15 protein-coding genes are annotated in these 18,258 nt (G+C 63.1%); 11 read left to right on the forward strand and 4 right to left on the reverse strand.

Annotated elements, in window-relative coordinates:
* The first annotated feature begins 13 nt into the window (after positions 1-13).
* Positions 14-2,293, forward strand: coding sequence for a phosphoenolpyruvate--protein phosphotransferase (gene ptsP / locus BM026_RS02230; protein ID WP_092241860.1), 2,280 nt, complete (start codon positions 14-16; stop codon positions 2,291-2,293).
* 125 nt (positions 2,294-2,418) lie between these two features.
* Here ptsP and BM026_RS02235 read toward each other — a convergent pair whose 3' ends face one another.
* A complete protein-coding gene (locus tag BM026_RS02235; protein ID WP_092241863.1) occupies positions 2,419-3,165 on the reverse strand; it encodes an NRDE family protein in 747 nt (248 codons plus the stop codon).
* Positions 3,166-3,285: 120 nt separating this feature from the next.
* On the opposite strand from BM026_RS02235, the gene BM026_RS02240 reads away from it, so the two are divergent.
* The 3 genes from BM026_RS02240 (at position 3,286) to BM026_RS02250 (ending at position 5,847) form a co-directional block, all read left to right on the forward strand.
* Positions 3,286-4,068: a sulfite exporter TauE/SafE family protein gene (locus BM026_RS02240; protein ID WP_093527216.1), complete on the forward strand. Its 783-nt coding sequence runs from the start codon at positions 3,286-3,288 to the stop codon at positions 4,066-4,068.
* 78 nt (positions 4,069-4,146) lie between these two features.
* A complete protein-coding gene (gene lgt, locus BM026_RS02245) occupies positions 4,147-4,959 on the forward strand; it encodes a prolipoprotein diacylglyceryl transferase (protein WP_071490408.1) in 813 nt (270 codons plus the stop codon).
* A 54-nt stretch (positions 4,960-5,013) separates the two neighbouring features.
* Positions 5,014-5,847 carry a thymidylate synthase gene (locus tag BM026_RS02250; protein WP_092241868.1) on the forward strand — a complete coding sequence of 278 codons (834 nt, stop codon included), beginning with the start codon at positions 5,014-5,016 and terminating at the stop codon, positions 5,845-5,847.
* A 138-nt stretch (positions 5,848-5,985) separates the two neighbouring features.
* On the opposite strand, the gene cadR is transcribed toward BM026_RS02250, so the two are convergent.
* Positions 5,986-6,426 (reverse strand): Cd(II)/Pb(II)-responsive transcriptional regulator, encoded by a 441-nt coding sequence (gene cadR, locus BM026_RS02255; RefSeq protein ID WP_092241870.1) that lies wholly within the window; start codon positions 6,424-6,426, stop codon positions 5,986-5,988.
* A gap of 85 nt (positions 6,427-6,511) precedes the next feature.
* Here cadR and BM026_RS02260 point away from each other — a divergent pair, with 85 nt between their 5' ends.
* The 7 genes from BM026_RS02260 to BM026_RS02290 all read left to right on the forward strand — a co-directional run bounded on the left by BM026_RS02260 (position 6,512) and on the right by BM026_RS02290 (position 15,498).
* Positions 6,512-8,764: a heavy metal translocating P-type ATPase gene (locus BM026_RS02260; protein ID WP_093527218.1), complete on the forward strand. Its 2,253-nt coding sequence runs from the start codon at positions 6,512-6,514 to the stop codon at positions 8,762-8,764.
* Between the two features lie 16 nt (positions 8,765-8,780).
* Positions 8,781-9,644, forward strand: a complete 864-nt coding sequence (locus tag BM026_RS02265; RefSeq protein WP_093527220.1) for a LysR family transcriptional regulator — start codon at positions 8,781-8,783, stop codon at positions 9,642-9,644.
* A gap of 237 nt (positions 9,645-9,881) precedes the next feature.
* Complete coding sequence (locus BM026_RS02270) at positions 9,882-10,946, forward strand: putative 2-aminoethylphosphonate ABC transporter ATP-binding protein (protein ID WP_093527222.1); 1,065 nt, start codon at positions 9,882-9,884, stop codon at positions 10,944-10,946.
* Between the two features lies 1 nt (position 10,947).
* A complete protein-coding gene (locus tag BM026_RS02275; protein WP_093527224.1) occupies positions 10,948-12,654 on the forward strand; it encodes a putative 2-aminoethylphosphonate ABC transporter permease subunit in 1,707 nt (568 codons plus the stop codon).
* 18 nt (positions 12,655-12,672) lie between these two features.
* Entirely contained in the window at positions 12,673-13,698 is a 1,026-nt protein-coding gene (locus BM026_RS02280; protein WP_093120574.1) for a putative 2-aminoethylphosphonate ABC transporter substrate-binding protein, read from the forward strand.
* A 112-nt stretch (positions 13,699-13,810) separates the two neighbouring features.
* Complete coding sequence (locus BM026_RS02285; RefSeq protein ID WP_093527226.1) at positions 13,811-14,944, forward strand: TIGR03364 family FAD-dependent oxidoreductase; 1,134 nt, start codon at positions 13,811-13,813, stop codon at positions 14,942-14,944.
* Positions 14,944-15,498 (forward strand): phosphonate degradation HD-domain oxygenase, encoded by a 555-nt coding sequence (locus BM026_RS02290; protein ID WP_092242397.1) that lies wholly within the window; start codon positions 14,944-14,946, stop codon positions 15,496-15,498. Before BM026_RS02285 ends, BM026_RS02290 begins: the two co-directional genes overlap by 1 nt.
* On the opposite strand, the gene BM026_RS02295 is transcribed toward BM026_RS02290, so the two are convergent.
* Together BM026_RS02295 and BM026_RS02300 are read right to left on the reverse strand one after the other, a co-directional pair.
* Positions 15,495-16,862 (reverse strand): DUF3482 domain-containing protein, encoded by a 1,368-nt coding sequence (locus BM026_RS02295; RefSeq protein WP_093527228.1) that lies wholly within the window; start codon positions 16,860-16,862, stop codon positions 15,495-15,497. The genes BM026_RS02290 and BM026_RS02295 overlap by 4 nt on opposite strands.
* The gene (locus BM026_RS02300; protein WP_093527230.1) at positions 16,855-18,225 is read right to left on the reverse strand and encodes a DUF2868 domain-containing protein; all 1,371 of its coding nucleotides are present in this window, start codon (positions 18,223-18,225) and stop codon (positions 16,855-16,857) included. Before BM026_RS02300 ends, BM026_RS02295 begins: the two co-directional genes overlap by 8 nt.
* Positions 18,226-18,258 lie beyond the last annotated feature (33 nt).

Raw genomic sequence — 18,258 nt, forward strand, 5'->3', positions numbered from 1 at the left:
TCGACCCCGAGCCATGCTCAATACGCTGCGCAAGATCGTCCAGGAAGTTAACTCCGCCAAGGATCTCAAGGCGGCGTTGGGGATTATTGTGTTGCGCGTCAAGGAAGCCATGGGCAGCCAGGTCTGCTCGGTTTACCTGCTGGACCCCGAGACCAACCGTTTTGTGCTGATGGCCACGGAGGGCTTGAACAAGCGCTCCATCGGCAAGGTCAGCATGGCGCCCAATGAAGGTCTGGTGGGCCTGGTGGGGACGCGTGAAGAACCCCTGAACCTTGAAAACGCGGCCGATCACCCGCGCTATCGCTACTTTGCCGAAACCGGTGAAGAGCGTTACGCCTCGTTCCTTGGGGCACCGATCATTCACCACCGCCGCGTCGTCGGCGTGTTGGTCATCCAGCAGAAAGAGCGCCGTCAGTTCGACGAAGGTGAAGAAGCCTTCCTCGTGACCATGAGCGCGCAGCTCGCCGGGGTTATCGCCCACGCCGAGGCCACTGGCTCGATTCGCGGCCTGGGGCGCGAAGGCAAGGGTATCCAGGAAGCCAAGTTCGTTGGTGTACCCGGTTCGCCAGGCGCTGCGGTCGGTACGGCGGTGGTCATGCTACCGCCGGCGGATCTGGACGTGGTGCCGGACAAGACCGTCACCGACATCGACGCTGAAATCAAACTGTTCAAGACCGCCCTGGAAGGCGTGCGCGCCGACATGCGCAACCTGTCGACCAAGCTGGCCACCCAACTGCGCCCCGAAGAGCGCGCGCTGTTCGACGTGTACCAGATGATGCTCGACGACGCGTCGCTGGGTAATGAAGTCAAGACCGTGATCAAGACCGGCCAGTGGGCCCAGGGTGCGCTGCGCCAGGTGGTCACCGATCACGTCAACCGTTTCGAACTGATGGACGACGCCTACCTGCGCGAACGGGCCTCGGATGTGCGCGACCTCGGTCGCCGTCTGCTGGCGTACCTGCAGGAAGATCGCACCACCAACCTGGTCTACCCCGACAACACCATCCTGATCAGCGAAGAGCTGACCGCGACGATGCTTGGCGAAGTGCCGGAAGGCAAACTGGTCGGCCTGGTGTCGGTACTCGGCTCGGGTAACTCCCACGTCGCGATCCTGGCCCGGGCCATGGGCATCCCGACGGTGATGGGCCTGGTAGACCTGCCGTATTCCAAGGTGGATGGTATCGACATGATTGTCGATGGCCATCGCGGCGAAGTCTTCACCAACCCCAGCGAAGTGCTGCGCAAGCAATACGCCGAAGTGGTCGAGGAAGAGAAGCAACTGGCGCTGGGCCTCGATTCATTGCGCGAGTTGCCATGCGTGACCACCGATGGTCACCGTGTGCCGCTGCTGGTGAATACCGGCCTGCTCGCCGACGTGGCCCGTGCGCAACAGCGTGGCGCCGAAGGGGTGGGGCTGTACCGCACAGAAGTGCCGTTCATGATCAACCAGCGTTTCCCGAGCGAGAAGGAGCAGCTGGCGATTTATCGCGAGCAACTGCAGGCCTTCCACCCGTTGCCGGTGACCATGCGCAGCCTGGACATCGGCGGCGACAAGTCACTGTCGTATTTCCCGATCAAAGAGGACAACCCGTTCCTCGGCTGGCGCGGCATTCGCGTCACCCTCGACCACCCGGAAATCTTCCTGGTTCAGACCCGCGCCATGCTCAAGGCCAGCGAAGGCCTGAACAACCTGCGCATCCTGCTGCCGATGATCTCCGGCACCCATGAGCTGGAAGAGGCGCTGCACCTGATCCACCGCGCCTGGGGCGAAGTACGCGATGAAGGCGCCGACGTACCGATGCCGCCGATTGGCGTGATGATCGAGATCCCGGCGGCGGTGTACCAGGCCAAGGAACTGGCGCGGCAGGTGGACTTCCTGTCAGTGGGGTCCAACGACCTGACTCAATACCTGCTGGCTGTGGACCGTAACAACCCACGGGTGGCCGACCTCTACGACTACCTGCACCCGGCGGTGCTGCAAGCCCTGCAACATGTGGTGCGCGACGCCCATGCCGAAGGCAAGCCGGTGAGCATCTGCGGCGAAATGGCTGGTGACCCGGCGGCGGCGGTGCTGTTGATGGCGATGGGCTTTGACAGCCTGTCGATGAACGCCACCAACTTGCCTAAGGTGAAGTGGATGCTGCGCCAGGTGGAGCTGAGCATGGCCAAGGAGCTGCTGGCGAAGTTGATGACTATCGACAACCCGCAGGTTATCCACAGCTCGTTGCAGTTAGCCTTGAAAAACCTGGGACTGACGCGGATGATCAACCCGGCCTCGGCCAAAACCTTGTAAGGCCTGACACAAATCAAAATGTGGGAGGGGGCTTGCCCCCGATGAGGGAGTGTCAGCAGCAAATGTGTTGCTGACACACCGCTATCGGGGGCAAGCCCCCTCCCACATTTGGTTTTGTGGTGTGGCTAGATATTGAGTTCAACCTCGCCAAGCCGCCCACCATGCGGCCCAAAACTGCGCTCCACCATCCGCCGCGACCCATCCGCATTCACGATCAACGCCGTACTCGCCCTGGTCCCATAACTTGGGCTGGCGATAAACACGCTCGACAATAAACTTTCCGTCGCCAACCCCACCCCTGTATCTGGCAGATCGGCAAACGGCGCTGTCTGCGGATCACTCAAAATCCCCAACAGTGCCTCCGGCTGCGGATCATCCAACAGCGCGCTCAACGCCGCCCTGGCCTTGAGCAACTTGGGCCACGGCGTATCCAGCCCCGCGTTGGATAGCCCATACACCCCGGCCTTCAGGCGCGTGGGCTCGGTATGGTTGGCGTTGTAATGCCACAGCTCATCCCGCGTGCCCACCAGCAGATTGAATCCGGCATATTCAATCGAACGGCCGTTAACATCGGCTAAATATTCGTCAATCGGCAGCGAACCGTTGAGAAACCGCGCCACTAATTCCCCCCGTGACTTACGGGCCGGCGGTTGATGAGGATCACGGATATTGGTCAGGGCAGCGAAGCGCCCGTCGGCGTTCACGCCCAGCCAAGTGCCACCGGCTTCCTGGTCACGGCCGGCGTACACCTGTGGCGCATCCGGCCACTGGGCCAGCGGCAGGCTGGGGCGGGCGTAGAACTCATCGCGGTTGGCCGCGACGATCAGCGGCTGGGCGTGGCCCGGCCGCCAGGCAAAAACAATCAGGCACATCAGGCGATCCCTTTTGTGTTTTCAACCACTCTACCCACTCAAGCAGAGGCGTTCCATCGTATCCAGTTGGGTCGCATGCCTTCCATCCGTTAACATGCCGGACTTGGTTCGGGGGCTCCCATGGAATTTCTGCTGTATTTGCTGCTCGGCGCCTGTGCGGGCGTGCTCGCCGGGCTGTTCGGCGTGGGCGGCGGGATCATCATCGTGCCGGTGCTGGTGTTCAGCTTCACCTTGCAGGGGTTTGACCCGCAGGTGCTGACCCACCTGGCGGTGGGTACTTCCCTGGCGACGATCATCTTTACCTCGGTGAATGCCGTGCGTGAACACCACCGGCGGGGCGCGGTGCGTTGGCCGATCTTTGTGTGGATGACCGTGGGCATCCTGATTGGCGCCGGCTTTGGCGCGCTGACTGCCGAGGCGATTTCCGGCCCGCACCTGCAAAAGATCATTGGCGTGTTTGCCTTGCTGGTGGCCGTGCAGCTGGCCCTGGAGGTCAAGCCCAAGGCCAGCCGTACGGTGCCGGGCAAGGTTGGCCTGACCGTGGCGGGGACGTTTATCGGCTGGGCCTCGGCGATTTTCGGAATTGGCGGCGGTTCGCTGACCGTGCCGTTCCTGACCTGGCGCAGCGTGCCGATGCAGCAGGCGGTGGCCACTTCATCGGCCTGTGGCTTGCCGATTGCGGTGACCAGTGCATTAAGTTTCATGATTCTGGGCTGGCATGACCCGCTGTTGCCCGCTCATAGTCTAGGGTTCGTGTATTTGCCAGCGCTGTTGGGCATTGCCCTGACCAGCATGGTGTTCGCCCGTTTCGGCGCACGCCTGGCGCATCGCTTGTCGCCGCGGTTGCTCAAGCGGTTGTTCGCCGGGTTGCTGTTCTGTGTCGGTTTGAACTTTTTGCTTTGAAAAAACTTGAGTAATGCAGGCTTAATCGCGGCCCGGCATGGTCCGCACGCCTAACGAATGATTTAACGAGGAGTCGCAATGCTGCCTTACCCGCAGATCGACCCGGTGGCCCTGGCCATCGGTCCGCTGAAAATCCACTGGTACGGGTTGATGTACCTGATCGGCATCGGCGGTGCCTGGTTTCTGGCCTCCCGACGCCTGAACCGGTTCGACCCGACCTGGACCAAGGAGAAACTCTCCGACATGGTCTTCTGGCTGTCGATGGGGGTGATTGTCGGCGGGCGACTCGGCTACGTGCTGTTCTATGATCTGTCCGCGTACATCGCCAACCCGACATTGATCTTCGAAGTATGGAAAGGCGGCATGGCGTTCCACGGCGGCTTTATCGGTGTGATGATCGCTGCCTGGTGGTTCGGTCGCCGCAACGGCAAGTCGTTCTTCCAACTGATGGACTTCGTCGCGCCGATGGTGCCGATCGGCCTGGGCGCCGGGCGTATCGGCAACTTCATCAACGCCGAGTTGTGGGGCAAGCCGACCGACGTGCCGTGGGCCATGGTGTTCCCGCCGTTCAGCGATCCGGCGCAACTGCCGCGCCACCCGTCGCAGCTCTACCAGTTTGCGTTGGAAGGCGTGGCGCTGTTCCTTATCCTGTACATCTTTTCGCGCAAACCGCGCCCGACCATGGCGGTTTCCGGCATGTTCGCGCTGTTCTATGGGATCTTCCGCTTTATCGTCGAGTTCGTGCGTGTGCCGGATGCGCAACTGGGCTACCTGGCGTTCGGTTGGGTGACCATGGGCCAGATCCTCAGCCTGCCGATGATCATCGGTGGCCTGGGCCTGCTGTGGTGGGCGTACAACCGCCCGCAACCTCTGAAGAACACCGCGCTTTAAATTCGAATGCCCAGGTCTTTATCTGGCCTGGGCTTCAACGATACGGGTACCAACATGAAGCAATATCTCGAGCTACTGAACGACGTCGTGACCAATGGATTGACCAAGGGCGATCGCACCGGTACCGGCACCAAAGCCGTGTTTGCCCGTCAGTATCGGCATAACCTGGCCGACGGCTTCCCGCTGCTGACCACCAAGAAGCTTCACTTCAAAAGCATTGCCAATGAACTGATCTGGATGTTGAGCGGCAACACCAACATCAAGTGGCTGAACGAAAACGGCGTGCGCATCTGGGACGAATGGGCCACCGAAGACGGCGATCTGGGCCCGGTGTACGGCGAACAGTGGACCGCCTGGCCAACCAAGGACGGCGGCACGATCAACCAGATCGACTACATGGTCCACACCCTCAAGACCAACCCCAACAGCCGCCGCATCCTGTTCCACGGCTGGAACGTCGAGTACCTGCCGGACGAAACCAAGAGCCCCCAGGAAAACGCCCGCAACGGCAAACAAGCCCTGCCACCGTGCCACCTGCTGTACCAGGCGTTCGTGCATGACGGTCACCTGTCGATGCAGCTGTATATCCGCAGCTCCGACGTCTTCCTCGGCCTGCCGTACAACACCGCCGCGCTGGCCTTGCTCACCCATATGCTGGCCCAGCAGTGCGACCTGATCCCCCATGAGATCATCGTCACCACCGGCGACACCCACGCCTACAGCAACCACATGGACCAGATCCGCACCCAGCTGGCGCGCACGCCGAAGAAGCTGCCGGAACTGGTGATCAAGCGCAAACCTGCGTCGATCTACGACTATAAGTTCGAAGACTTCGAGATCGTGGGCTACGACGCCGACCCAAGCATCAAGGCTGACGTCGCCATCTAACGACTGTCCTGGTGTTAAAGTGTGGGCTTGCGTGGGAGGGGGCTTGCCCCCGATAGCGGTGGATCAGCCAAGTATTGGGTGGCTGAAACTCCCCATCGGGGCAAGCCCCCTCCCACATTGGAACCGTGTTGCCTTGAGTTAATGGCCGTGGCTTCTGCCCACATGTGAGGGCTCGGCCTCGCTGGCGGCAACACCTCCGCTGACCTCCAGTTGCTGCAAAATCCCACAGTGATCCCCGCCACCACAGCGCTGGCGCAGGTCCAGCAATTGCTCCTGCAACGCCAACAGCCCATCGATCCGCGCTTTCACGTGGTGGATATGCTCGTCGATCAGCGCATTCACGCTTTCGCACTGGTCCTGGGGGCTGTCCCGTAGCCCCAGCAGGCTGCGGATTTCTTCCAGGGTCATGTCCAGGCTGCGGCAATTGCGGATAAACACCAACCGCTCGGTGTGTGCCTGGGTGTATACGCGGTAGTTGGCATCGGTGCGCGCCGGCGGCGGCAGCAGGCCTTCCTTCTCGTAGTAACGGATGGTTTCCACCGGACAGTCGGTCAGTTTGGCCAGTTCGCCGATCTTCATCGCAACAATCTCCAAATGGGTGCTTGACCCTATAGTGGCTACAGGGTCTTTACTTGGCAACAGGCACCTTTACGGACGCGACAGAATGAGCGATTCCATCCACACCCCGCATAAACACGAGCATGATCACGATCATGGCCCGAAAAAACTCACGCCCGTGCATGACCATGGCCACGGTGGCTCCTGCTGTTCCGGCACCCCGGCCCCGGCGTTGGTGCAATTGAGCGAAGCGCCCACCGCCGGCTCGCGGCTGAGCACCTTTCGCATCGAAGCCATGGACTGCCCCACCGAGCAGACGCTGATCCAGAACAAACTGGGCAAGCTTGCGGGTGTGCAGCAACTGGAATTCAACCTGATCAACCGCATCCTCGGTGTCACCCACGACCTGCCGACGACGGCGCCGATCATTGACGCCATCAAGTCCCTGGGCATGCAGGCCGATCCCATCGAAGAAGGCACACCCGCCGCCGAACCGCCCGCCAAGAAACACTGGTGGCCGCTGGCGTTGTCCGGCATCGGCGCGTTGGGCGCCGAAGTGCTGCACTTCACCAGCGCCGCGCCGACCTGGGCGATTGCCATCGTCGCGCTGGTGTCGATCCTCAGTGGCGGGCTCACCACCTATAAGAAGGGCTGGATTGCCCTGAAAAACCTCAACCTGAACATCAATGCCCTGATGAGCATCGCGGTAACCGGTGCGATCCTGATCGGCCAGTGGCCGGAAGCGGCGATGGTGATGTTCCTGTTCACCGTGGCCGAGTTGATCGAAGCCAAATCCCTGGACCGTGCGCGCAATGCCATCAGCGGCTTGATGCAGATGACGCCCGAGCAGGCCACCGTGCAACAGGCTGATGGTTCGTGGGCTGAGCAAGAGGTCAAGAGTATCGATCTTGGCGCCATCGTGCGGGTAAAGCCTGGCGAGCGCATCGGCCTGGACGGCGAAGTCACCGCTGGCCAATCCACCATCGACCAGGCGCCGATCACTGGTGAAAGCCTGCCGATTGAAAAGACCGTGGGCGACAAAGTCTTCGCCGGCACCATCAACCAGGCTGGCTCCCTGGAATATAAAGTCACTGCCGCCGCCAACAACTCCACCCTGGCGCGCATCATTCACGCGGTGGAGCAGGCCCAGGGCGCACGGGCACCGACCCAGCGCTTCGTCGACAGCTTCTCGAAAATCTACACCCCGGCGGTGTTCCTGTTTGCCCTGGGCGTGGCGGTGATCCCGCCGTTGTTCATGGCCGGCGCCTGGTTCGACTGGATCTACCGCGCCCTGGTGCTGCTGGTGGTCGCCTGCCCATGTGCACTGGTGATTTCCACCCCGGTGACTATCGTCAGCGGCCTCGCGGCGGCAGCGCGCAAAGGCATCCTGATCAAGGGCGGCGTGTACCTGGAGGGCGGTTACAAGCTCGATTACCTGGCTCTCGACAAGACCGGCACCATTACCCACGGTAAACCGGTGCAAACCGATTACCTGGCGCTATTCCCCAACGTCGAAGACAGCGCACCGGCATTGGCCGCCAGCCTGGCTGGGCGTTCCGATCACCCGGTGTCGCTGGCGATCGCCAATGCGGCTGTGGATAAAAATCTGCCTACCCACGTTGTGGATAACTTTGCCGCCCTGGCCGGTCGTGGCGTGCGCGGCGAGATCAACGGCGAAACCTTCCATTTGGGCAACCACCGCCTGGTGGAAGACCTGGGCCTGTGCTCGCCGGCGCTGGAAGAAAAACTCTTCGCCCTGGAGAAACAAGGTAAGTCCGTGGTGCTGCTGCTCGACAAGTCCGGCCCACTGGCGCTGTTCGCCGTGGCCGACACGGTCAAGGACAGCAGCCGCGAAGCCATCCAGCAGTTGCACGAACTGGGCATCAAGACTTTGATGCTTACCGGTGACAACACCCACACCGCCCAGGCGATTGCCGCGCAGGTTGGTATCGACCAGGCCCAGGGCGACCTGTTGCCGACCGACAAGCTGCAAGCCATCGAAACCCTCTACGGCCAAGGCCACCGCGTGGGCATGGTCGGCGACGGCATCAACGACGCCCCGGCCCTGGCCCGCGCCGAGATCGGCTTTGCCATGGCTGCAGCGGGTACCGACACGGCTATCGAGACTGCTGATGTGGCCTTGATGGACGATGACCTACGCAAGATTCCGGCTTTCATTCGTCTGTCGCGGCAAACGTCGAGTATCCTCAAGCAGAACATCGCCCTGGCGCTGGTGATCAAGGCGATCTTCCTCGCGGTCACCTTCCTGGGCATGGCCACGATGTGGATGGCGGTGTTCGCCGACATGGGCGTGAGCTTGCTGGTGGTGTTCAATGGCCTGCGCCTGTTGCGCAAATAGACGATGAGAGGGTGGTGTGCTGAGTGCCGAGTTGAAGGCGTTTTATATGGTCGCCCGCCTGGGCAGCATTACCCAGGCGGCGAAAAAACTCGGCCTGAGCCAACCCACGGTCACCACCCAGATCCGCAATCTGGAAAGCCACTACGGCATTGAATTGTTCTACCGTGGCGGGCGTCGCCTCACCGTCAGCGACGAGGGCGCGCGGCTGCTGCCGATGGTCAAGGCGCTGTTGCAGCAGGAAGCGGATATCGAGTTTTTCCTGCGCAACAACGGCCAGGTCCAAGGCGCACTGAGGATTGCCGCGACGGCGCCGTACTACATCCTCGACCTGGTCAAAGCCTTTCGCGAACGCCTGCCGCAGGTGGAAGTGTCGGTGGAAATCGGCAACTCCCAACAAGTGCTAGAAGCCTTGGACGATTACCGCGTCGACGTTGCCGCCTCCTCGCAACTGCTGGAAGACCCACGCCTGATTCGCCGTGTTCTGGGCACCGACCCGTTGGTGCTGGCGGTGCACCGCAACCATCCGTTGGCCAAGCTCGACCATGTGCCGCTCAACGCGTTGGCCGGGCACACGCTGTTGATGCGTGAAGCGGGCTCTACCACGCGACGTTTGACCGAAGAACTGTTGCAGAGCGCAGGTGTGAGCTTCGGACCGCTGCTGGAAATCGGCAGCCGCGAGTCGATTCGTGAAGCGGTGCTGCGCAACATCGGCATCAGCATCATTGCCCGCCAGGAAGTGCCCCATGACCCGCAATTGCGCGTATTGACCATCGAGAATGCACCGCAGATTCCTGAGTATCTGTACTGCCTCAAGGAAAGAAAGGGCGCGCGGTTGCCGGCGGCCTTTCTTGGGCTGGCGCAGGAAATGTCGCCAATTTAAGTTTTTGGTTGGCTTTTCGGGCCTCATCGGGGGCAAGCCCCCTCCCACACGTTTCGGGTTCACACGCTCGGAATGTGGGAGGGGGCTTGCCCCCGATAGCGATAGACCAGGCAACTCACCGCTGAGAGCCCTACCCAAATCCACGAATACCACTATCATCGGGTTTTGCCTTTCTGCCACACTAGGGACGTATTGCCCCCCTAGCATGGCCTTCATCCGTTCGATGAGGTGCCTTGCATGAACACAGCCCTGACCCAACCCGGCGCGCCCATGAAGGTGCGGGGTATCCAGAAACGCTTCGGTGCGTTTACCGCGCTGGATAACGTATCCCTGGACGTCGCCGCTGGCGAGTTGGTGTGCCTGCTGGGCCCGTCCGGTTGCGGCAAGACCACCTTGCTGCGCTGTATCGCCGGCCTGGAACGCCAGGACAGCGGCGAGCTTTACCTGGGCAACCGCGATGTTTCCCTGCTGCCGCCCCAGGCGCGGGACTACGGCATCCTGTTCCAGTCCTACGCGTTGTTTCCCAACCTCACCGTTGAAGCGAACATCGGCTACGGCCTCACCGGCAGTGGTCGCGATGAAGTGCGCCAGCGCGTCGGCCAGATGCTCGAACTGGTCGGCCTGGTCGGTAGCGAAAAGAAATACCCCGGTCAGCTGTCCGGCGGCCAGCAGCAACGCGTCGCTTTGGCCCGTGCCTTGGCGCCCGCGCCTTCGTTGTTGTTGCTGGATGAACCGATGTCGGCCCTCGACGCCCGCGTGCGTGAGCATCTGTGTACCGAGCTGCGCCAACTGCAACGGTGCCTGGGCATTACCACGCTGATGGTCACCCACAATCAGGATGAAGCGATGCTGATGGCCGACCGCATCGCCGTGATGAACAACGGCAAGGTCGAGCAATACGCCACGCCCCAGGAGATCTACGACCGTCCGGCCACGCCGTTCGTGGCGGAGTTTGTCGGCCAGGGCAATTGGCTGCCGTTCAGCCGCAACAGTGCCAGTCACGCCCAGGTCGGCGGGATGAACATGCGCCTGGCCGACGATGCCGCCATGGCCAAGTCCGGGCGCCTGTTCTGTCGCCCGGAGGCGATCAGCGTCAACCCGTCGGTGCATGAAGAAAACCTGTTCCCGGCCAAGGTGCGCGAGATCACCTTCCTTGGCAACCGCTGCCGCATGAGCTTTGAGCTGGAGCAATTGCCCGGCCACCCGCTGCTCGCCGAACTGGCCCCGGAAGCCATGCCGCGCCTGGGGGCACAGCACATCTGGGTGGCCTTGCCGCCGCGCAGCCTGCAGGTGTTTGCCTGAGATGGCTGCTGTGATGACACTGCCACGCCAGGTTTCGCGCGCCGAAACCGGCGACAGAGTTTTCGTCGTCGGCGGCAAACTGCTGTGGCTGTTGCTGTTGGGTATCGCTGTATTGATGCCGTTGCTGGCGATCTTCTGGCGCGGTTTCAGCAGCGAGGCCGGGCAGGGCGGTGGCCTGGTGGCGGCGCGGGAGCTGGTGACCAGCGCCAACTTCCATTGGCTGCTGGGCAATAGCCTGAAAGTGTCCCTGAGCGTGGCGGCCATCGTCGTACCGCTGGCCTACCTGTTTGCCTACGCCCTGCAACGCACCTTGATTCCCGGCAAGGCGATCTGGCGCGGTATGTCACTGCTGCCGCTGATGGCGCCGTCGATGCTGCCGGGCATTGCGCTGGTCTATCTGTTTGGCAACCAGGGCATGCTGCGCGGGCTGCTTTCGGAGAACATCTACGGTTTCTGGGGCATTGTGCTGGGGGAGGTGATCTACACCTTCCCACATGCCTTGATGATTCTGCTGTCGGCGCTGTCCCTGGCGGATGCACGCCTGTTCGATGCCGCCTCCAGCATGGGCGCCAGCCCGGCCCGGGCGTTTCGCAGCATCACCTGGCCGGCCACGCGCCAGGCGGTGTTCGCCGCGTTTTGCCTGGTGTTCACCCTGACCATCACCGACTTCGGTGTGCCCGTGGTGGTGGGTGGCGATTATCAGGTGCTGGCCCTGGAGGCCTACAAGGCGGTGGTCGGCCAGCAGCAGTTCGGGCGCGGTGCGCTGATCGGTATGGTGTTGCTGCTGCCGGCGCTGTTCAGCTTTGGGGTGGATGCCTGGCTGCGCCGCCGTCACGGCGACTCGATGAGCGGCCGTGCGCAAGTGTTTCAACCGGTGCCGTCGGCCTTGCGGGACGCCTGCTACCTGGCCATCGTGCTGCTGATCTGCGCGGTATTGCTGTTGGTGTTCGGCATGGCGGTGTATTCCTCGCTGGTGAAATTCTGGCCGTACAACCTGTCGCTGTCCCTCAACCATTACCAGTTCGAGGACACAGCCGGCGGCGGTTGGCTGGCTTACCGCAACAGCCTGACCCTGGCCCTGTGCACCGCGTTGATCGGCAGCGTGCTGATCTTCACCGGCGCCTACCTGATGGAAAAAACCAGGGGCCAGAAGGGCCTCAACCTGGCCCTGCGCATGCTCAGCTTCGTGCCGATGGCCGTGCCGGGCCTGGTGCTGGGCCTGGGCTACGTGTTCTTTTTCAACCTCAACGGCAATCCGCTGCATGTGTTCTACGGAACCATGACCCTGCTTGTGGTGTGCACCATTGCGCATTATTTGACCACTGCACAGATGACCGCGACCACCGCACTGCGCCAGCTCGACGCCGAGTTCGAAGCCGCCGCGCTGTCCCTCAAGGCGCCGCTGTACCGGCATTACTTGAAGGTGACGGTGCCGATCTGCCTGCCGGCGCTGCTGGACATCGTGCGCTATCTGTTTGTGTCGGCGATGACCACCGTGTCCGCCGCGATCTTCCTCTACAGCCCCGACACCATCCTCGCCGCTATTGCCGTGCTGAACATGGACGACGCCGGCAACGTGGGCGGTGCGGCGGCCATGTCGACCCTGATCCTGTTCACTTCGGCCGGCGTTTCGCTGCTGCTGGCGTGGGCTTCACGTGGCGCGTTGCGCCGCTCCCAAGCCTGGCGCCAGACCGCGCCCGGGCAATAATCCTGAAGGAGGTGTTCCATGTTCAAGCCCCTGGCGCTGGTCGCGGCGGTACTCACGGCATTCAGCGTGAATGCCTTTGCCGCAAAAACCGAGTTGACCGTGTACACGGCCCTCGAAGCCGAGCAATTGAAGACCTACAAAAAGGCCTTCGAACAGGCTAACCCCGACGTCGAAATCAAATGGGTGCGTGACTCCACCGGCATCATCACCGCCAAGCTGCTGGCCGAGAAAGACCGCCCGCAAGCCGACGCAGTGTGGGGCCTGGCCGCCTCCAGCCTGGCGATCCTCGACCAGCAAGGCATGCTGGACAACTACGCGCCCAAAGACCTGGACAAGATCGGCAAGAACTATCGCGATGCCGCCAACCCACCGGCGTGGGTCGGCATGGACGTGTGGGCGGCGACCATCTGCTTCAACACCGTTGAAGCCGAGAAACAGGGCCTGACCAAGCCGGTGAGCTGGCAGGACCTGACCAGGCCTGAGTACAAGGGCAAGATCGTCATGCCCAACCCGGCCTCGTCCGGCACCGGTTTCCTTGACGTCAGCGCCTGGCTGCAGACCTTCGGCGAAAAGCAAGGCTGGCAGTACATGGACGACCTGCACCAGAACATCGGTCAGTACGTTCACTCCGGGTCCAAGCCGTGCAAGCTGGCGGCTTCCGGTGAATTCCCGATCGGCATTTCGTTTGAATACCCGGCCGTACAGCTGAAACGCCAGGGCGCGCCGTTGGACATCATCCTGCCGAAGGAAGGCCTGGGCTGGGACATCGAAGCCACCGCCGTGATCAAAGGCACCGCGCACAAGGACGCCGCGCAGAAGCTCGCCGACTTCTCCGCCAGCCCGGCGGCCATGGAGCTGTACAAGGACAACTTTGCCGTGCTCGCCCAGCCAGGTATCGCCAAGCCGCAGACCGAATTGCCGGCCGACTACGAGCAGCGTTTGATCAAGAACGACTTTGCCTGGGCGTCGAAGAACCGCGACAGCATCTTGACCGAGTGGCGCAAGCGCTATGACGGCAAGTCGGAGAAAGTGGCAGGGCAGTAAGGTTTTTCGTTGGGGCTACTGGCCTCATCGGGGGCAAGCCCCCTCCCACACTAATCGAACTGTGGGAGGGGGCTTGCCCCCGATGGCGGTCTGCAAAACAGGACATCACGATATGACACACCACAGCGACCTGCTGATCATCGGCGCCGGCATCCTCGGCCTGTCCCACGCCTACGCCGCCGCCAAACGCGGCCTCAAGGTCAAGGTGTTCGAACGCAGCGCCACGCCCTTGGGCGCTTCGGTGCGCAACTTCGGCCAGGCGCTGGTGACCGGCCAACCGCCGGGGCCGATGCTCGATCTGGCGCGTGAAAGCCGCGAAATCTGGGGGCACTGGGCGCAGGTCGCCGGGCTGCAACTCAAGCGCAACGGTTCCTACCTGTTCGCCCGTACCGAAGCCGAAGAGCATTTGCTGGAAGCGTTCTGCGCTGGCCGTGCGCAGGAACACGGCTACAACGTCGACCTGTTGCAAGGCGCGGCGATGAAGGATCTGTACGGCGGCCAGTTCCGCCATCACCGCGCCGCGCTGCACGGCAAGGACGACCAGCAGTTGTATTCGCGTGAAGCGATCCCGGCGCTGATCAACTACCTGGCGCAGGCAATGAACGTGGAGTTCTACTTCTCCACCCTGGTGCGCGACGTCGAACCGGGCCAGTTGCACAGCACGGCGGGCAGTTTTCGCGGTGAGCAGATCATTGTGTGCTCCGGCCACGACTACCAGACCCTGCTGGCCGAAGCGATGGCCGAGCTCAACCCGAGCATCTGCCGCCTGCAAATGCTGCGCGCCAGGCCCTCGGCCAACTTGAACCTGCAACACGCCTTGCTCACCGGCTTGAGCTGCGTGCATTACGGCGCCTTTGCCGACCTGCCGGAAGCCGCGCCGGTGCAGGCGCAAATCCTGCGGGAGGCACCGCACCTGCATGAGCACGGTATCCATTTGCTGATCAGCCCGACGCCCCATGGCGAACTGATCATCGGTGACTCCCATGACTACGGCAGCGATGCATCGCCGTTCAATGCCGAGCAGGTCGATGACTGGATGATCGCGCTGGCCGAGCAGACCCTGGGCTGCAAGATCCAGGTCGTGGAGCGCTGGCAGGGCGTGTACGGCTCACGCGGGCCGGCGCCGTTTTCGTTCCTGCGGGCGGCGCCGGGTGTGAGCGCGGCGTTGATGCACACCGGTGTGGGCATGAGCGTGGGGCCGGCAATGGCTGAGCGAAATATCACAACCTTGTGGGGGGCGGCGTGATCAACCCGGAACAGACCATCGCCGAAGTCTTCGGCTTGTACGAACAGCACGGCACGGCGGATTACATCGGCGAGCCGGTGTCGCAGATCGAGCACATGTCCCAGGCCGCACAGTTGGCCATGGCCGAAGGCTTCGATGATGAAGTGGTGCTGGCGGCGTTTTTCCACGATATCGGGCACTTGTGCGGCGAGGGCGGCGAAAACATGGGCGGCTATGGCGTGGTCAGTCATGAGCAGCTCGGCGCCGATTACTTGCGTCGTGCAGGCTTCAGCGAGCGCATGGCCAAACTGGTGGAGTATCACGTGCAAGCCAAGCGCTACCTGACCTTCAGCCAGCCGGGTTATTACGCCCGCCTGAGCGAAGCCAGCCGCCGTACGCTCGGGTACCAGGGCGGTGTAATGACTCAGGAAGAGGCGCAGGCGTTTGAACAAGATCCGCTCTGCGAGATCAGCCTGCGCATGCGTCATTGGGACGAGCAGGCCAAGGCAATGCACGTGCCGGTGCTCGACCTCGAGGTGCTCAAGGCCAAGGCGCGGCAGGTGCTGGCGGCTTAGGTTTCGTCGAGGCGCCGGGCCAGAGCTTCGACCTGTTCCTGGCGCTCAGCCTGGCTGAGCCTAGGGTGAGGGTTGAGCGACGACCACTGCGGGTGGGCGCGGGCTTTGTGCAATGCATCCGGCAACTTGCCCTCGCGCCAGGTCTTGTCCTGGGGCGTGTCGACCTTGATGCTGTGCATCGCCGCATGGCCGCGCAGGTCCAGGGCCTTGAGCAACTGGCGTTGGCGCAGAGCGAGCAGGCGCAATACGCTGTCGTCCACGGTCAGCTCGCGCTGGCCTTTGATCTTGCCCAGCAGCCGGCTGCCATAGCTGCGTGCGGTTTGCAGCGCGCCACCGGCAATGGCGCCGGCCAGGGCGGCGGCGCCCAAGGTCAGGCCGCCGACCAACAGATCCACACCGGCACCCGCCGCTGCGCCTGCGGCGATCCCGCCACCGACGCGCACGCCGAGTTGCTTTAGAGTTTCCGGGTTGAACAGGTCGTCGCCCCAGCGCCCGTCCAGCAGCGGCAAGTCACTGGCGGCGGCATCCTGCGGGCGGAAGCCGAACAGCTTGAGCAGCGCTTCCACACACTTTTGTTCGCGTTGGCGCACGGCTTTGCGCAGGTCGCCGATGGCGTGTTGTTCATCTTCGCTGACCACGCTACGGCGGCAGGCGGCGCAGTCGATCAGCAGTTCGGCGATCAGCCGGGCGGCGCTTTGCTGGCGGGCCTGGCGCTGCGCCTCTTGATCCAGGATCAGTCGCTCCAATTGCGGCCGTGCGTTTTCCAGCAGCAGGGCGAGGCTTTCATACAGGCGCCGCTCGCCGTCTTCCGGCGGTGCTACGCTGTCGAAGCGCACCAGCGCGTGCAGGCCAAGCCGGGCCAGGGCTTCGCGCCAGTCCGGCTCGCGGTGGTCGCTGCTGCTGACAAAGTTGAGCACCGGCAGCAACGGCTTGCCGCAACTGGCCAGCACTTGCAGCTCGTCGCGGTATTTGGCCAGTACCGGCTCGCGGGCGTCGATCACATACAGGCCGGCGTCGGAGGCCAGCAGTTGGCGCAGCACCTTGGCTTCCTGTTCGAAACGCTGGCGCGCTTCGCTGCCTTCCAGGAACCGCGCCAGGCGGGCCGGGCCGTCGAGGCGTTCGCCGGGGCGATCCAGGCGCTCCAGGTAATCGAGCAGGGCGATGGCGTCTTCCAGGCCGGGGGTGTCGTACAGCTCCAGCAGGGCTTCGCCGTCCACCGACAAGCGTGCGCCTTCAACATGCCGTGTGGTACTGGGACGATGGGACACTTCGCCGAAGCCCACATCTCGCGTAAGGGTGCGCAGCAGCGACGTCTTGCCGACATTGGTGTGGCCGACCACGGCGAGTTTCAGGGGCTTAGTCATGACCGGTCTCCAGCCAGTTCAGCGGTGCGCAGTCGGCAAAGGGCAATTCAAGCTGTTGCAGCGCGGTGTGCCAGTCGCCCAGGCGCTCGGCGTCGAGGGCCTGGCCGGGCGGCGCTTGTAGCAGCCACACGCGGGTGGCGGTGGCGCTGCGGGCGAGTTCGGCGATCAGCGCCAGGCTGCCGCGATCCGGCGAGCGGCGCGGGTCGCAGGCGATGGCCAGACGTGCGGGCGGGAAGCGCGTGAGTTGTTCCAGCAGTTTGTTGCGCGATTCGCGGCTGTCGAGGATCCCGGCGTTCTTCACGTTGTGCGGCAGTTTGGGCGGCCAGGGGCGCTGGTCGTCCAGTTCGATGGCCACCAGCAGCGCGCCGTCGCTTTGCAGTTCGCTGACGCCGCCGCTGACGTGATGCAGTTGTTCGGGGGCGGCATCGTTGACCCCGAGGCGCTCGCTGCTCGGCATCAGACGTTCGCGCAATTGGCTGTAGCCGGGCAGGTTGAGGTCCAGGCGCAGCGCGGCGCGCCCACGTTTCCAGCGCCACAGGCAGAGCAGGGCAAGGATCAAGCGGGGCAACAGGCCATAGACCAGCAGCACGCCCACCAGCCATGCGGCCCAGGCCTGGCGGGCGCTTTCGATATTCAGCGCGGAATCGCCGCTGGCGCGGATCATCTCGACGGTCGGCACATTGAAGCCCAGCAGGGCGGGCAGGGCGCCGAGGGCCTGGGTGACGGCGACGAAGGTGTCGGCGCCGAGAATGGTGGTTTCCCACACGAAGCCGTAGCGGCGGGTGGCGAGTAGTGTCAGCAGAATCACCAGGGCGCTGAGCAACGCCAGCAACCACAGGCTATTGACCAGCACACCTACGGCCCAGCGATTGAGTTTCTGGCGTTGCAGCAATAGCAGCAGTGCGGGCGCCAGCTGCGCAGCCTTCGCGTCACGGGCGAGTTTTTCGCTGAGCCATAACCACAGTCGCCCCAGGCTGGCGCTGTGTTCACCGGCAAACAGCAGGCCCAAGGCCCAACTGATCAGCAGGATCAGGTTCAAACCGAGCAAGCTGCCCAAGGCCCAGAACACATTCACCGGGACCAGACCGTTGCCCAGCGCGGCAAAGGCCAGGCCCGCACCGCTGATCACCGCGACGACCGCCAGCAGCACCAGCGCCAGACGTGCGCCTTGCAACCAGCGGGTGAGGGCGGTCGTGAGCCCATCGCGCTCGGCCAGGTGCAGGGCGCGGTGCTGGATGCGCGTCGGCAGGTCGCCACCGGCGGTGCGGGCCAGGCGGCTGGCTTCCAGGTCTTCCAGAGGGCCGGCGTGTTCTTCGCGCAGGCGCACGGTTTCTGTCAGCCAGAGTGTGTGCAAAGGAGTCACGCGTTGTCCTGTCGTGTTTGTGAGCCTGGAGCA

The sequence above is a fragment of the Pseudomonas sp. NFPP24 genome (assembly GCF_900112095.1).
In the GTDB taxonomy this organism is placed as follows: domain Bacteria; phylum Pseudomonadota; class Gammaproteobacteria; order Pseudomonadales; family Pseudomonadaceae; genus Aquipseudomonas; species Aquipseudomonas extremorientalis.

Excerpts from the sequence above, each read along its gene's own strand:
- BM026_RS02270 (WP_093527222.1), top strand. The coding sequence starts at position 9,882 with ATGAACACAGCCCTGACCCAACCCGGCGCGCCCATGAAGGTGCGGGGT.
- lgt (WP_071490408.1), top strand. The coding sequence starts at position 4,147 with ATGCTGCCTTACCCGCAGATCGACCCGGTGGCCCTGGCCATCGGTCCG.
- BM026_RS02250 (WP_092241868.1), top strand. The coding sequence starts at position 5,014 with ATGAAGCAATATCTCGAGCTACTGAACGACGTCGTGACCAATGGATTG.
- BM026_RS02235 (WP_092241863.1), bottom strand. The coding sequence starts at position 3,165 with ATGTGCCTGATTGTTTTTGCCTGGCGGCCGGGCCACGCCCAGCCGCTG.
- BM026_RS02280 (WP_093120574.1), top strand. The coding sequence starts at position 12,673 with ATGTTCAAGCCCCTGGCGCTGGTCGCGGCGGTACTCACGGCATTCAGC.
- ptsP (WP_092241860.1), top strand. The coding sequence starts at position 14 with ATGCTCAATACGCTGCGCAAGATCGTCCAGGAAGTTAACTCCGCCAAG.
- BM026_RS02260 (WP_093527218.1), top strand. The coding sequence starts at position 6,512 with ATGAGCGATTCCATCCACACCCCGCATAAACACGAGCATGATCACGAT.
- BM026_RS02295 (WP_093527228.1), bottom strand. The coding sequence starts at position 16,862 with ATGACTAAGCCCCTGAAACTCGCCGTGGTCGGCCACACCAATGTCGGC.
- BM026_RS02275 (WP_093527224.1), top strand. The coding sequence starts at position 10,948 with ATGGCTGCTGTGATGACACTGCCACGCCAGGTTTCGCGCGCCGAAACC.
- cadR (WP_092241870.1), bottom strand. The coding sequence starts at position 6,426 with ATGAAGATCGGCGAACTGGCCAAACTGACCGACTGTCCGGTGGAAACC.
- BM026_RS02240 (WP_093527216.1), top strand. The coding sequence starts at position 3,286 with ATGGAATTTCTGCTGTATTTGCTGCTCGGCGCCTGTGCGGGCGTGCTC.
- BM026_RS02285 (WP_093527226.1), top strand. The coding sequence starts at position 13,811 with ATGACACACCACAGCGACCTGCTGATCATCGGCGCCGGCATCCTCGGC.